Genomic DNA, 14,114 nt, shown 5'->3' with positions numbered 1-14,114 from the left:
CCTAATCAATATCACTTTTGACAAAAATATCTTTGCGGTGAAAAAGCCTAGCTCCAATTATTAAACAGATGCCGGTAAGAAAAGAATTATAAATCATTGTCCCTATCATCATTAATCCGCTATCCATGAAAAGAGTATGTTTCATTATCATGGAATGTTCACCAGGCAGATAGCTGGATTCATAAAATAATGAGACAAACAAAATAGTAACGATACCTATGTAACTATAAATCGGTTTCATGATCTGCATTAATGTTAAATGAATCATTGAAATAGCTATGGAGGATGTTGTCAGCAGAACAAAGCAATAGGCAACAAACAGCCAACTAGAAATGGACTGATTCATTCTTGGTAATTCAAATGCCTCTGCATAAGAACTCCAATCTGAAGCTAAAGGCGATGCTAAATCAGTTATCATAATCACCGTAGAAAACCCGATTAGGTAATACAAAGTTACTGAAAAAAGGACATATATCGTTTTGCTATACCACCATGCGCTACGTGAACCAGCTCGGATTAACGAATATATGCCACCGTCAACCAACGCTTTATCAGAGTAACTGCCTACAATAAATACGGCCAACAGCTGCACCATTAACCAGATAATTTTTGAGAAGGGGTCTGTCGGATCATTGCCTCTAAAAACAGAAAAAATGATATCAAACAGATTAAATTGAACCTTTTCACCGTTTAACGAGGGATGTGAATTAAAATTATAGAGATTTATTGTGGTAATAACAGAAAAAAAGACGGTGACAAACAAATACTTCCACCGATTCGACCAGATTCCGTTCAAAATATCCTTCTTAAATAACTGGCTTGCTATCCTCATACTACTAGTTGAACGATCTTCCTTTCGAATTTCATATCTATTCATCTCAAATAATCCTTTGTAAGGGTTAAATACCTGCCAATAACATACATAATAACGAACAGAAATAGTAAATATAGAAAGCTTAGAAACAAATTTGATAGACTCAACCACTCAACAATGTCTATACTCATATGATTGTATAAGATGGGGACATCTTCAAAAGTCTCAAACAACCCTAAACAAAATAAGACGATATATCCCCATACTTCATTAGCAATGAACTCGTTTATGATCATCGAAACATAGACAGCAATCACTAGTCCTAATGTATTCATTACTATCATTATTCCGATCACCATTTCCGTGTGGTACCAATTAAAATAACTAAACCAGTTTTTCAGCAATTGGGAGTGAGGTTGATGATAAAAGTCCAATAAAGCCGCCTTATATAAAACTCCTCCTTTTGACATCCATGTGTTATCCACTGATAGAACAAAAACGGCAATGGTCGTCTCAATGAAAATTAAAGTGATAATAAATAGAAAAGCATATTTAACTACTTTCATGGTTTTTATGTTCCAAATATCACTTCTATTTTTATATCTGAACGTATACAAAATCTCATCATCAACCCTTACTAACCCTGATATCAGATATATGAATAATGGTGATAGGAATATTGGAACCACTGGATTTACAAGCACGATATGAATACCATCTAATACACTTAATCGAACATCAATGCCTAGTTTTTCATACTCAGTGGTTAACCATTTCGTTCTAAAAAAACAAAATATAATGACTACAGATAAACTGAAAAATAGCCTTACTGGTACTCGTTTCATATCATTCAAAATCTCAATAAGATTATTTTTTATGTACCTAGTAAGCCTCACTTTTCCATGCTCCTGTAAAGAAAATCAATGATGACAACATCCATAGAGGGAACCAAATGGTAATGATCTTAGTTACCGTAAGACCGATCACTCCCTGTCCCGGTTTTAGGAAAAGGAAAGGACTATATTGCTCTAAACCAGCCAATGGAAATATGACGAACATGACTAGGTACACCATGAACGGGGCAAGCAACACAGCAAATTGCTTCTTTACAGCAACAGATACTGCCAGACATATTATCGCTAATGTCCCCGCGAATACAAAATCAATGGCTAAGTATCGACTTACATATAGATAAGGATGCTCATAATACAAATCAACCCACATACTACTATCTACTAGTGGTGCATTTCCCCATGTTGGGTCTTGTGGCGTGTTGGGCAACAGCCAGGAACATATTAAAAAATTAATCATTAAAGGGATAAGAATCACGCTGCCGCCAGAAATAAAGGTGACGAAATATTTACTTAGCAAATAATTACCCTTCGAACTCCTAGTCATGATCCCTTTTAAGTATCCGCTTTTTTGATCAAGGTAATATGAATCGCCAAAAGGAATGGCTGCTAAAATTGGCAAAAGTAAATATAACAAATTTGTCGTAAAGGAAGTGTACTCAAACCCTATCCACCTGGTCCATGGTGTTAACAATGGATCCCCTTCCTTGCGTGGATAATCAAAATTGATCGATGGCATTATTTCTTGCTTTACATGTAGGATGGAGATTAATATCCCTATTAATAGGACAAAAAAGTATGGCCAACTAATAAAAGCACGTTTCATCTCCATTTTAATCAGCTGTTTCAACAAAAAAACTCCTTCCAAATAGTTATTCATTTACATAACAACTCAGGAAAGAAAATGTATACAAAAAGACAAAAAAAGTTTCCTTTGGGGACCATGGGGACGTTTCTTGTGGGTCACATTGACCTCAGGGGGGACCATGAGCACCGTCCCTGTGGAGTCCCGTTTCTTAATTCATTATGTGCCTCTGCCAACCATGGGTGAACAATCTTTAATGTTTCTTTTCTCTCCCATAGATAATTGATATAAGAAAATGCCGCATGTTCGAGTGATAGTTCAAGTTGTGATTTAATTTCATTAATGTATGGTGGTATACCGGGTTGGTCCCATTCAATTTTATCTGCTACAAACAAAATTTTGTCCGTTTTAGTAGCTTCTTTTCGTAACGTAGTGTGACACTCTATTGCACTTAATATCTCTTCATCTGAAATATTAAAAATCTCCTTAGCCATCACTCTAGAAATTCGTTGATGAGCGATGAGTGGAAATATTTTTTCTTCCTCTAATACCTTTAACCCCAATTGCTCGACTATAACTGCTCTTTCGTTATTGGGGAATACAATACTTATATCATGTAATAATCCCGCTGTTTTAGCAGCAATCTCATTACCATTGTATTTGTAAGCTATTCGTTCAGCTTCTTTCCCTACCCTAATGGAATGTTCAGCTGTTTTAGAATAATTATTATTTTTTAAGAACGTAACCACATCATGTTCAAGATCACCCGTTAATTCAAAATTTTTCATGAATTTTTTGAATTGCTCTCTCAAATTGTTGCTCCTCTCTTATAGTTATTTAACATTTGCACCCTTGGATGATGCCTTTATATATCGCAAACTCTTTAATAGTTAAAGAACTTGCATCCATCGGGTTCGTCTTTGTAGTACAAATTAAGGAAAAAATTGGTATAATTAATGGTATCCACTGAATTAAAAGGAGACAAAGAAATGACAATAACAAAATTAAATCACGGTATTATTATTTTATTAGAGTTTTATCCGTCTTGGTTAGCTTTACCTCGTAAAAGAAGAAGAGAACTAGCAGGTGAATTTTATTCAATAATTGAAAAATACCACGAAGATGTTAAGGTGAAGTTTTTTGATGCTGATGCTTTTGGTGACGGTACTTATACTGATTTTATTTTATGTGAGACAGAAGATTTAAAAAAGTATCATTTTATGTGGGAAGAAATACGTGATACATATGCTTATTCTAATGGTTACCTTAAAATAAAAAAAGTTATTATGGGTGTCCAAAATGCATATCAAAAATTTGAAGAAGAAGTTTTAAAAATGGATTCTGAATAAAACTTAAATCTAGCCGCAAAAAAACCGATGAAAATTTTCTAAGCCGTTCTCTTTTGATGTACCAGCAGAGATAAAAATAACTAAAAAAGCAAAGCAATTCGCTCCTGAATTCGCTTTGCTTCTTTATTAATATATCAGGGTTTTCCTGGGAATTGAGGTTAAAATTGGAAGTATAACTGGTTATACTTTCACCCGTTAATTTAAGTGTCATGCTTCACATTTTTTCTCTTAATAAAAGGTTACTTTTTGTCTTAATCCAGTTTTGTTTAGTTAGAACATAATGAACTGCATTTAGTTCTACATTATATTAACTAACTTAGGTTAATATTTATCAGTTACGATTCCCAAGGATGATGCCTTAATAAATGGAAGACCCTTTAATTTAATTAAAGATCTAGCATCTCCAGTTACCACTACCCCTTGAATTTTAATATCTTTATTATCAATAATCCCATCTTTTCCGGCTAATTGTTGGTAAATGTCCTTCATATCTGCTTTTTGTAAGGCGGACTTGAAGTATTCTTCAGGATCTTCAAGCTTCTCACCGTATTCATTAATCGCATGAAAACCATATGCCCGGTCTTCATAACAAATGGAAGGAAATTCTTCACGATTTTCTACCATTCCATTTTTACCCTGTTGTTTCAGTATCTTAAAATCGACATTTTCTTTTTCTTGTTTATTTAGTACATCAACCCAATACCAGGTTAAGTTCATACCTCTAGGTAGCAATTTATTTATTTCATCCATTGTGTATAACTTGTCAAAGGAAATCCCCATTTCGATGTATTTGTTATCGCCAATTTCGGCTACCTTTGATAGATCATTTTTATAAAATGTCTTGTAGTCAACAAAAGGATAATAAAACTCCATCAAACGCTGCTCTAAATCATTAAACTTAGGTCTCAAAAATAGCTCTTCCTTATTCATTCTTGTGAAATCGATCCCGCCTCCTGCGATTGATGAATACCTTCTGCCGGTATACCCCATCACGTTATATGTATAACCGTGAGTTCCAGTGAAAACACGTATTCCATTGACATACTTGAAGGTGGTATACTCCGCTTCCCCTGAAAAGGTATTATTTTTAGTCCAGAACGTACCTGTAAATGTATTTGCACCCAATGCCATATGTCGATTCATAATTTCAGTTGTGAGCTGTTGTGAATTTTTTTCCACTCTTTTACCTGATACATAAGAAACAGCCAACCCCAGCAACAATACAGTGACAATACTTATCAATATTGTCCGGAAAAAGGATTTTATTTTTGCCTTTTTAACTGTATTTTTCATTTTGTCATTAAAAACATGATCGAACTCAAAATTATTATCATCGAAATCTTCATGATAATTCTTATCTTTCATTAAAATTGGCCTCCAAATCACTTTTCTCTAATGTCCATAACTGTTTAAACTTTAGTCTTGCTCGATATAAATATGTTTTTACTTGTTTTTCAGGCATATCTAGAATCATAGAGATTTCTTGGTAAGATAACTCCATCATATACTTAAAAATCAGCAAAGTTCGAAAGCTATCACTCATTAAGTCAAGTACTTTTGTGATTTCTCGTGCAGACTCTTTTGCCAGCAATTGATCTTCTAGCAAATCACTTTGAATCAAAGTAGATGTTAGTTGTTCATCTAACTGAAGGGTTCTTTGCCTTTTATTCTTTTTATAGTTATTGTAATACTGATTAATTGAAACCCTGATTAACCATGCAGTCAACTTATCCTTTTCAATCGAATCTATATATATAACTGCTTTTTCAAGAGAACCCTGAATAATATCCTCGGCATCCTCTTTAGAAGCCCCCAACTTCATTAGATACTTGAAAACAATCCTGGCTTGCTGCATTAGCAAATGTGTGAGTTCATTTTCCATATCTAACCCCAATATTGTTTATTTAATAGTTGCACGAAGTCAAAAATTATTAACGGTAGGTAATCGCTTGGCTCCCCATTTGTTCCCAGCCAGCAATGAAACCCTCTTTTGGTGCTTTTTCTGTTTGACCAGTTAACGGATCATTGAAATAGACTTGATTTTTGTCATACCCAATGACAAGTACACTGTGTTCCTGATAAGTAACATTAATAGGACCTTCTGAGGTTTCCCATGACTGCCATTCCCCTTCAGAGAGGACATCATATTTAGCATTTTGTATCACCCACACTGGTTTCTTCTCATCTAAATGGGTAATCACCTCATCAAATCCTTTTCCGGAAAGGTTAATTATACGGTTTGGCAGATACTGATTAGCAAGCTGTTCAATTGGTCGATTATAAACTCCGAGTCCTGGTTGATTAAAACTATACATATCTCCTACAAAACCATCATTTGGATTACCTTTTAAACCTCCGTTTTCAAATGGGACTTTTGTTAATTGCTTTGCTAGCTCTAACTTACTCACATCTCGACCAGCATGTTGCAACATCATAGCTAGTGCTGTTACTTCACAACCCCTGGGTAGTTCAGGTTTTTGGGCTATTGTTGGGACTGCAATGTAAACCTTTTTATCATATATCCCTGACCATAATGATTGGACATCATCCTTAAACACATATGAAAAACCTAACAGTAATACAATGACTAATAATTTTTTCATTTTTTCTCCATAACCATCCTTTTATTGTTTTCACAAACTAAACAATTTAAGGAGAAAAATGTATACAACAATTAAGAAAAAAAGTTAAGATATTCATATTTAGAATCCCAGTTAGGTTCAACCTTACAGGTTTACGTATTCTATAGATAGAAAACTCGACTTTTCATTTACAAGCTCAATATTTTTCAAATCAACCAAAAGAGAGAAAAATCTCCCTCCTATCTATTAATAGAGAGGTCTAAAGTTTATCGGTGTATATATAGTAAAACTGGTTACGTTCTTTTATACTTTAATCTTAATCTAATCAATCTAGGTCTATTGTACCTTTGAATTAAAATGAATGGAATTTGAATCAGAAAATTAACGATAGCAAATATTAGTGCCATCAAAGCATACGAGCTTGGATTAACTAATATACATGCAAATCCAAACACAGCGATTCCTAAATGTCCAATTTCTGCATAATACGTTTCCAAGATAAATTTATCAATATATTCTATACTAAGTTCTTTTTTTAAGTTTTTCTTTTCAAAATTTAAAAATTTTCCCCATTCCGGAAGTTTATCTTTCCAGCTAGCAATATTTATTTTTTTATATAAACATCTTTCAAAAAATTTTTCTTTAAAAAACCATCTACTCTGATTATATAAAGATTTTGGTACGGCTCGAACTATCCAAGCCATTCCAAAATAACACACAAACCAAAATGAAGTATTAATTAGGAACATCCATACAGTCATCCACGTCATTCTACTAATCTCCCTAACACATAAATTATCTGTTTAACATTAATTAACCCAAGAGTACCTCTTTAAAAATTTGTTATTTATAAAATTTTTTAAAACGTATTCCTATTTTTTACAATTTTGAATTCCCTTTTTCGCAACTGCATTATACACCAAATAAAAAGGTCAACTGAAAATCGGTTGACCTTTAATGCAAATCTTTTGCGATTTGATATCCCTTTTTAAATGTTTTTTTATAATTTATACTCGAGAACAGAACCCGTTAGCGAAACAGCCTTTTTACGTGAACATATAGTACAATACGTTTAGTTTGTAATTTCCTTTGTATGTCGATTTAAAATATGAAAATAAGTTAGTGCTGCCAGTAAAATACAAAACAAACCACTTAATAACAAAGCAAGGAACAAAACTTTACCACCTATCGTAGGCGAAGTAAAAATAAAATAACTTAGGAAAAATAAACCACCACCTAAAAAAGACAGATAACAAGTAAACCATTTGTACTGCTTCTTAAAGAAATGGAATCCTATTAAAATCATCAAATATAAACAGCTTATGACCATAATGACGGGAAAAGTAGGTTGAAATTTAACCGCATAAATAAAGTAGTCAAGTTGTGATATATCGCTACTATTTTGTACTTGTCCATATAACAATTGAGAAAATGGTGTTGAATACTTCCATTCCCAAGTGTTTTCTACTATTGCACTACCTTCATACCAAGAAGCAATCGTAGAAAACAAAAGGAAAATAGAGGCTAACCCAATTTGAAAAAGCAAAAACATTTAACTCCTCCTCAACTTCCTTTAGATTATTTCACTTTATTCCCTTAAATACCATTATAAACCGTAATGTAAGGATAAGAATATTTTAACCTTCTTTAACTAAATGGCTTCTTTAATTTATTAGTGCTATTCCAATAAAAACAGACGTTTGAATAGATGAAACGGTTACAATAATAAATAAAATTTTACTGTTGTTTGTTCTTGCTTACGCTATTTTAACTCGTAATAAAAATACTTGACATTTCCAAATATGTATATTATTGTTTTCAACAAGATCAAATCACAAATCTAATTAGGCTATGATAAGGACATGAATCATTGGTACATTTTCTTACAAGAGAACAGGGTCATTGGCTGGAAGCCCTGAAGAAAAGTGAAATGATTTACCACCTTGGAGCTATTATAGGGAAATGTATCATTTAAAGTATCTATAATCGGTAAATCCGTTATCTTTTTGAGCATAAAGCATTCTTAATGGTGTTTTATGGAATCAGGGTGGAATCACGACCACACTCGTCCCTATTATTGGGATGGGTGTGGTCTTTTTTTATAAAAATTGGCTGTGTTAAAGAACATTGTAGATTTTTTACCCTGTTGATTGGAGCGGAAGGCGCGAAGACTCCTGTGGGAGTACGGTTCAGGGGCGATCCCGCAGGCGTAAGCGCCGAGGAGGCTCGCCGAAACGCCCACGAACCGCTCGCACCTGGAGCGCAAATCAACAGACTAGTTTAACAAAGCTAAAAAATTAAATAGTTAGGCGTTGAAAAGGACATGAATCATTCTTCGTTTTCTATCAGAGAACAGGGTCAATGGCTGGAAGCCCTGAAGAAAAGTGAATGATTTACCACCTTGGAGCTATTATAGGGAAATGTGTCATGCAAAGTATCTATAATCGGTCAATCCGTTATCTTTTTGAGCATAAAGCATTCTTAATGGTGTTTTATGGAATCAGGGTGGAATCACGACCACACTCGTCCCTATTATTGGGATGGGTGTGGTCTTTTTTAATACAACTTAAAATCAGGAGGAATAAAAATGTCTAATCAACTGGAAGCTGAAAAAAGAAATCATCGAAAGCTAGGTCAAGAGTTAGAACTATTCACTTCGATGGATGAGGCTCAAGGAATGCCTTTTTTCTTACCAAATGGAATGGTGATTCGGAATGAACTTGAAAATTTATGGAGAAAGAAACACAAAAGGGCAGGCTATCAAGAAATTAAAACACCTATTATGTTGAAACAGGAACTTTGGGAACAATCAGGCCATTGGAATCATTATCACGAAAATATGTATTTTTCCAATGTGGATGATCAAAATTATGCCATTAAGCCAATGAATTGTCCTGGTGCTATATTAATTTTCAACAGCAAACGAAGAAGCTATCGAGAATTACCGATCCGTTTTGCAGAACTTGGATTAGTTCACAGACATGAACTTTCGGGTTCTTTAAATGGACTTTTAAGAGTACGTTCCTTTACTCAAGACGATGCACATTTATTTGTTCGAGTTGATCAGATTGAGTCCGAAATTGATAAAGTTCTTCAGCTAGTAGATGAGTTCTACTCCCACTTTGGTTTTGAATATAAGGTAGAGCTTTCTACGAGACCAGAAGAGTACATGGGATCCGAAGAAATCTGGGATGAAGCTGAATTAGCGTTGGAATCTGTTTTGAAGAGTAAAGGAGTTAATTTCCAGATTAATCCTGGTGATGGAGCATTTTATGGTCCGAAAATAGATTTTCATATTTTAGATTCACTAGGAAGAAGCTGGCAATGTGGTACAGTCCAATTGGATTTTCAAATGCCTCAAAAGTTTAATTGTTCTTATGTAGGTGAAGATAATAAACTTCATCCTCCCGTTTTGATTCATAGAGCCATCTATGGTTCCGTAGAGCGTTTTATGGCAATCTTAATTGAACATTTTGCTGGGGAGTTTCCACTTTGGCTGGCACCTGTTCAAGCAAAAATAATACCTATTTCTGATTCCCATGCAGTTTTTGCAAATGAAGTGAAATCCCAATTGGAATCAGCAGGATTGCGCGTGGAAGTCGATTATAGGGCTGAGAAGATGGGATTGAAGATTAGAGAAGCTGAAAAACAGAAGATTCCTTACATGCTTGTTATCGGTGATAAAGAGATGGAGAACCAATCCTTGGCGTTAAGAAAACGACAAGAGGGAAACCTTGGTGTGATGAGTGTACAAGAAACAATTGAACGGTTCGTTAATGAAATTAACTGTAGTAGATAAACTACATTCAAATCCCGAAAGGATTATATTCCTTTTGGGATTTCCCCTTAAAAATATCCCAAAGATTGGGCACGCAACTAAGCAATTCATCACATTTTTTCTCCTTATTAATTTCACTTTTATCAAAAGTTTTCCTGTTCCTATATAGCCTCGGTATAAAGTTTAAATTAACTATCATTTGTTAATCATCCCTTGTCTACTCCTGTACTTTGGAACAATTAACTTCCCAGTCGCCCAGCACAAAACCAAAAGGTAAAGGCCATAAATTAAAACAAACAAGATCTCTCCTATAAAGGAACTGATCCCGTTTGTTATTTTACTCATTAATTTACCAAACAATAAAACACCAATAAACCCTAAACCCACACAAACGCGCCTAAAAACACAAATAATAAGCCAGAAAGAACAAAACGACCATGCTTTTTCATTTAACACTCCCCCTGCTAGTTAATGACCTGCTTTATATTTAAATAACGAGTTTTTAGTTGTTTATCCTCGGATTTTAATCTCTACATTACTTTTTATTAGAGTTAGCTTCTCTAACCGTCCCTGTGAGTTCTTCCCACTCTTCTAGGGACAACTTTTCCGTAATATGTTTTAATTCATTAGGAACTTCGACATAACACATCAATTCTAAACTATTACCATCTGGGTCATCAAAGTAAACCGAAGCATTTCCTTGATTCGGTCTTACGAAAGGCTCAATCGATGTTCGACTTCCAAATGGAACAGCTTCAACTTGTATGGATTCGAGCCATTTTATAGACTTTTTTAAATCCATATAAGTTACTCGAAAAGCAATATGTCTTAAAGAAGGGTGGTAAAGAGTTTGGTACTCTTTTCCTTCCCACAATCCTAACCAACTTTTACCTTCTTCTATCCAAAAGAAAGCATTACCTTCATTACGCCAAGCTAACCCCAAACCTAATTTTCGATAAAACTGAATTGACAATTCTAAGTTTTTTATAGGTAAGTGTGCTTCATATAATCCCTTTATCATTTCTCCCACGCCTTTATATCAGAATATATTTCCAATTAAAATCCTTTGTCAAGCTTCTTATTAATAGTAATATAGTATTTATTTTTAAATAACTACGTTTTTAGTTGTCTATCCTCAGATTTTAATCTCTAACATTACTTTTTATTAGAGTTAGTTTCTCTAGCTCAATGTATAGTTTAGATTTCATTTTTTCTAATTCATCCTCACTAGGCCTTACCTCTTCTGCATACATTAAATTCCTATCTACCCACCAAACGGGCCCTTTTACTGGAGCATCATTTTCTCTACGTGGAAATAGATGCCAATGCATATGGGTGTCACCGTTCCCAAGTAGCTCATAATTTAACTTTTCAACATTAAAGGCATGATAAACGGCATCTGCAACCTTGCTCATTTCAAACAAATAATTTTTTTTAAAATCCTCATCCAAAAAATGAAGTTCTGTCTTATGCTGTTTACAAAGAAACAAAGTGAAGCCCTTAAAAAACTGATGATCACCAATTACGACGTATCCTGTTTCTAACTCTGCTACATAATAGGGTTTTGTTCCTTCCTTAATCATATTAATTCGCTACAAATCAAACAGCTGTCACTTCTCAAAATTTCAACCTCGATTCTTTTGATAATAACAATGACGTTTAACAATTCTTACTCTAACTCAACTGCTAACCTGCAGATAATTGGCACTCTCCTTTTTATTAACACGAGTTGTTCTAATCCATATCACAATAAGCATTATAACTACAAACCGAAAGGAAATCCCTACAATCCCTCCTTCTGGGCCATATAATCCGCCAGATAGCCATGAGTGATCCAGTAGGTTTAACTTTAATATTCCTTCTACCTTAAAACCACTAACAGGAAATCCTAATATGGGTGCTTGAACATAATTCCAGGCGAAATGGAGTGCCCAAGGGAACCAAATTTTTCGTGTATAGATAAATGCTAACCCATACATAACCCCACCTAGTCCATTGCTAAATGCAGATAATAGTGTTGCATGGTCATTATCATAATGCACATAGCCAAAGTAGATTGATGTAATAAGTATTGCAAACCATGGTTTTTTGAATAACTTAACGAGAATAGTCAAAAGGATACATCTGAACACTAATTCTTCATATCCTGCTGATATAAAAATAAGTCCTGTATAATAAACCAAGGTTTGTAGATTTAAGTCGAAATTTGTTATGTCTAATAGTCCACAAATTTTACTTACTAAAAATATACCGAACATCGCAAAAGTCGTGATTCCTAGCCCTGCCAAAATATCATTCCTTGAATATATATCAAGGGTTAACGGCGTAACTAGTGTTTTCCATTTACTCTCTTTAGTCATAATAATCTCCTTACGTTTCATACTTTTATCCTACTCTAGTTTTCTGGATAAAAATCACACCACAATATTAATTTGGATAATTTTAACCACCTCACCTCTTTGGATGTAAGAAAAGCGCAAGCGCCTTGGTCAGCCCCGACAGGCTAATGTTCTTCTGCAAGAAAAGTCGCTCTTTGACTTTTATTGCAGAAGGTTATTTGACCCGAAGGGCTAGGCGCTGGAGCTAGACAATTCTCGAAGTCGATTTTTATACTCTCTGATTAATCAAAAAAGCTAACCTGGTTGGTTAGCTCTTTGTCTTAACCTACTTTGTGATGATTAGCCTTTCTAATCAACTTACCACCCTGAAAAAATCTACCATTCTCTATCACGAATTTCCCAGCCTCATCCGATGACGGTATTGTTTCGGTTAGTTTCCATGTATGAAAGTAGGCCTTCACACTTCCACTGTAAAAAATCCAACTAAAAAATCTCCTTGAAAAATTATGAAAACCTTTTGTTCTGAAGTTATTCATTAGCTTAGGGTCTTTCCAAACAGTAAGAGTTTGACCCACACCACCTTGCAGCTGCCCAGTCAATTCAGCATATAAAAGGTTCTCATTCTTCGTTAGAGCTTTCATAATAAACTGATTTAATAAACCATTTATTATCAATCTAGGAATATTAAAATTTTCCCCTCTTGTGACAGATACAACTGCTCCTTTTGGCAAACTTACACTATTATCGCCCAGCGTAAACGTTGCCCCATATTTATTATTCGGGTCTTCATGCCTTACCCATTTCTGCATCGCTATATCTCCCCTAAACTTATTAATTTCCTCTGACCGAACTATTTTCAAATTCGGAGGGAGCGTTTAATTTTTCAAATTTTATTCCGGCTACGATAAATCCTGCACCTGTGAAAAGAGAGCCAATAACCTCAATGATCTTCTGGATGTCGCCGGAAACACTTGCCGCTGCAAACACGATGGTACCAATCAATAAAAGATAACCCGAATATGCAGGAAATACCTTTCCTCTAATCATCGATACTCCTACTAATATCATTCCTAAAACGAATAGAAGTGGTCCGAACGAATAGATTGGTTCCGTAACAGGTGTGGAAAAAACATGGTCAATCTTTTCCCCTGAAGCCTGTGCTATCTCCACAAAGACAATGGCTGTTACAATGATGTTTCCAATGTTCCCAAGAAGCATCGCGAAAAAACCCAATAGGCCATTTCCATCCCCCTGTTGTGTGTACAAGCCGAAAAAAGCAAAAACGAGTAATAAATGGGCGACAAAAACAAGCAGAGATCCGAGAACGCTCCCTTGTTCCCCACCCCCAAGGTTTACAGAATGAGCACACACAAGAAGAATTCCGGCAAGAATCGAGGTAATTTTCCCCATACGAGCGATAGATTTATTCATTTTTTCACACTCCTTTTTATTTTAGGTGCTTTTCTAAAGGATTATTATTTTTTAAATTGGTTTTGTGAAAAACAAACCGTTGTTATAGAAGCTGATTGGAGCGGAAATCAATCACGCTTCTCTTTAGAATATGACGATCAAAACTTTACTCTCGGTTAAAATTGT

16 protein-coding genes are annotated in these 14,114 nt (G+C 34.7%); 2 read left to right on the top strand and 14 right to left on the bottom strand.

All coding sequences use genetic code 11. The features are described from left to right. Position 1: 1 nt before the first annotated feature. The 4 genes from RCG25_RS02685 to yqeK form a co-directional block, all read right to left on the bottom strand. Positions 2-877, bottom strand: a complete 876-nt coding sequence (locus tag RCG25_RS02685) for a hypothetical protein (protein ID WP_308082139.1) — start codon at positions 875-877, stop codon at positions 2-4. Next, on the bottom strand, positions 874-1,710 hold the full coding sequence (locus RCG25_RS02680) for a hypothetical protein (RefSeq protein ID WP_308082138.1): 837 nt from the start codon (positions 1,708-1,710) through the stop codon (positions 874-876). The genes RCG25_RS02685 and RCG25_RS02680 overlap by 4 nt, the downstream gene beginning before the upstream one ends. Then, the gene (locus RCG25_RS02675) at positions 1,697-2,515 is read right to left on the bottom strand and encodes a hypothetical protein (RefSeq protein ID WP_308082137.1); all 819 of its coding nucleotides are present in this window, start codon (positions 2,513-2,515) and stop codon (positions 1,697-1,699) included. The genes RCG25_RS02680 and RCG25_RS02675 overlap by 14 nt, the downstream gene beginning before the upstream one ends. Before the next feature lie 113 nt (positions 2,516-2,628). Continuing rightward, positions 2,629-3,258, bottom strand: a complete 630-nt coding sequence (gene yqeK, locus RCG25_RS02670) for a bis(5'-nucleosyl)-tetraphosphatase (symmetrical) YqeK (RefSeq protein WP_308084084.1) — start codon at positions 3,256-3,258, stop codon at positions 2,629-2,631. A 201-nt stretch (positions 3,259-3,459) separates the two neighbouring features. On the opposite strand from yqeK, the gene RCG25_RS02665 reads away from it, so the two are divergent. After that, a complete protein-coding gene (locus RCG25_RS02665; RefSeq protein WP_308082136.1) occupies positions 3,460-3,819 on the top strand; it encodes a darcynin family protein in 360 nt (119 codons plus the stop codon). A 321-nt stretch (positions 3,820-4,140) separates the two neighbouring features. Here RCG25_RS02665 and RCG25_RS02660 read toward each other — a convergent pair whose 3' ends face one another. The 5 genes from RCG25_RS02660 to RCG25_RS02640 form a co-directional block, all read right to left on the bottom strand. Next, positions 4,141-5,184: an anti sigma factor C-terminal domain-containing protein gene (locus tag RCG25_RS02660; RefSeq protein WP_308082135.1), complete on the bottom strand. Its 1,044-nt coding sequence runs from the start codon at positions 5,182-5,184 to the stop codon at positions 4,141-4,143. After that, positions 5,174-5,701, bottom strand: coding sequence for an RNA polymerase sigma factor (locus RCG25_RS02655; protein WP_308082134.1), 528 nt, complete (start codon positions 5,699-5,701; stop codon positions 5,174-5,176). Before RCG25_RS02655 ends, RCG25_RS02660 begins: the two co-directional genes overlap by 11 nt. A 49-nt stretch (positions 5,702-5,750) precedes the next feature. Beyond that, on the bottom strand, positions 5,751-6,422 hold the full coding sequence (locus RCG25_RS02650; RefSeq protein WP_308082133.1) for a C39 family peptidase: 672 nt from the start codon (positions 6,420-6,422) through the stop codon (positions 5,751-5,753). Between the two features lie 272 nt (positions 6,423-6,694). Then, positions 6,695-7,171: a glycosyl-4,4'-diaponeurosporenoate acyltransferase CrtO family protein gene (locus RCG25_RS02645; protein ID WP_308082132.1), complete on the bottom strand. Its 477-nt coding sequence runs from the start codon at positions 7,169-7,171 to the stop codon at positions 6,695-6,697. Positions 7,172-7,473: 302 nt separating this feature from the next. Beyond that, complete coding sequence (locus RCG25_RS02640) at positions 7,474-7,953, bottom strand: YjdJ family protein (protein WP_308082131.1); 480 nt, start codon at positions 7,951-7,953, stop codon at positions 7,474-7,476. 1,035 nt (positions 7,954-8,988) lie between these two features. Between RCG25_RS02640 and thrS the strand changes: the two genes are divergently transcribed. Next, positions 8,989-10,200, top strand: a complete 1,212-nt coding sequence (thrS, locus tag RCG25_RS02635) for a threonine--tRNA ligase (protein ID WP_308082130.1) — start codon at positions 8,989-8,991, stop codon at positions 10,198-10,200. A 514-nt stretch (positions 10,201-10,714) separates the two neighbouring features. On the opposite strand, the gene RCG25_RS02630 is transcribed toward thrS, so the two are convergent. The 5 genes from RCG25_RS02630 to RCG25_RS02610 form a co-directional block, all read right to left on the bottom strand. After that, on the bottom strand, positions 10,715-11,200 hold the full coding sequence (locus RCG25_RS02630) for a VOC family protein (protein WP_308082129.1): 486 nt from the start codon (positions 11,198-11,200) through the stop codon (positions 10,715-10,717). 121 nt (positions 11,201-11,321) lie between these two features. Then, positions 11,322-11,762 (bottom strand): HIT family protein, encoded by a 441-nt coding sequence (locus tag RCG25_RS02625; RefSeq protein ID WP_308082128.1) that lies wholly within the window; start codon positions 11,760-11,762, stop codon positions 11,322-11,324. 96 nt (positions 11,763-11,858) lie between these two features. Continuing rightward, on the bottom strand, positions 11,859-12,560 hold the full coding sequence (locus RCG25_RS02620) for a CPBP family intramembrane glutamic endopeptidase (protein ID WP_308082127.1): 702 nt from the start codon (positions 12,558-12,560) through the stop codon (positions 11,859-11,861). Positions 12,561-12,838: 278 nt separating this feature from the next. Then, on the bottom strand, positions 12,839-13,327 hold the full coding sequence (locus RCG25_RS02615; protein WP_308082126.1) for a hypothetical protein: 489 nt from the start codon (positions 13,325-13,327) through the stop codon (positions 12,839-12,841). 22 nt (positions 13,328-13,349) lie between these two features. Next, a complete protein-coding gene (locus RCG25_RS02610; protein WP_308082125.1) occupies positions 13,350-13,949 on the bottom strand; it encodes a hypothetical protein in 600 nt (199 codons plus the stop codon). Between the last annotated feature and the right edge of the window lie 165 nt (positions 13,950-14,114).

Source organism: Neobacillus sp. PS2-9, assembly GCF_030915525.1.
Taxonomy (GTDB): domain Bacteria; phylum Bacillota; class Bacilli; order Bacillales; family Cytobacillaceae; genus Neobacillus.
The sequence above is the reverse complement of the archived record's forward strand: the minus strand, read 5'-3'. Positions and strand labels throughout refer to the sequence as shown.

What these genes read in the sequence shown, in the direction of transcription:
- RCG25_RS02685 (WP_308082139.1), bottom strand. Translation starts at nt 877, where the DNA reads ATGAATAGATATGAAATTCGAAAGGAAGATCGTTCAACTAGTAGTATG.
- yqeK (WP_308084084.1), bottom strand. Translation starts at nt 3,258, where the DNA reads ATGAAAAATTTTGAATTAACGGGTGATCTTGAACATGATGTGGTTACG.
- RCG25_RS02665 (WP_308082136.1), top strand. Translation starts at nt 3,460, where the DNA reads ATGACAATAACAAAATTAAATCACGGTATTATTATTTTATTAGAGTTT.
- RCG25_RS02660 (WP_308082135.1), bottom strand. Translation starts at nt 5,184, where the DNA reads ATGAAAGATAAGAATTATCATGAAGATTTCGATGATAATAATTTTGAG.
- RCG25_RS02655 (WP_308082134.1), bottom strand. Translation starts at nt 5,701, where the DNA reads ATGGAAAATGAACTCACACATTTGCTAATGCAGCAAGCCAGGATTGTT.
- RCG25_RS02650 (WP_308082133.1), bottom strand. Translation starts at nt 6,422, where the DNA reads ATGAAAAAATTATTAGTCATTGTATTACTGTTAGGTTTTTCATATGTG.
- RCG25_RS02645 (WP_308082132.1), bottom strand. Translation starts at nt 7,171, where the DNA reads ATGACGTGGATGACTGTATGGATGTTCCTAATTAATACTTCATTTTGG.
- RCG25_RS02640 (WP_308082131.1), bottom strand. Translation starts at nt 7,953, where the DNA reads ATGTTTTTGCTTTTTCAAATTGGGTTAGCCTCTATTTTCCTTTTGTTT.
- thrS (WP_308082130.1), top strand. Translation starts at nt 8,989, where the DNA reads ATGTCTAATCAACTGGAAGCTGAAAAAAGAAATCATCGAAAGCTAGGT.
- RCG25_RS02630 (WP_308082129.1), bottom strand. Translation starts at nt 11,200, where the DNA reads ATGATAAAGGGATTATATGAAGCACACTTACCTATAAAAAACTTAGAA.
- RCG25_RS02625 (WP_308082128.1), bottom strand. Translation starts at nt 11,762, where the DNA reads ATGATTAAGGAAGGAACAAAACCCTATTATGTAGCAGAGTTAGAAACA.
- RCG25_RS02620 (WP_308082127.1), bottom strand. Translation starts at nt 12,560, where the DNA reads ATGAAACGTAAGGAGATTATTATGACTAAAGAGAGTAAATGGAAAACA.
- RCG25_RS02615 (WP_308082126.1), bottom strand. Translation starts at nt 13,327, where the DNA reads ATGCAGAAATGGGTAAGGCATGAAGACCCGAATAATAAATATGGGGCA.
- RCG25_RS02610 (WP_308082125.1), bottom strand. Translation starts at nt 13,949, where the DNA reads ATGAATAAATCTATCGCTCGTATGGGGAAAATTACCTCGATTCTTGCC.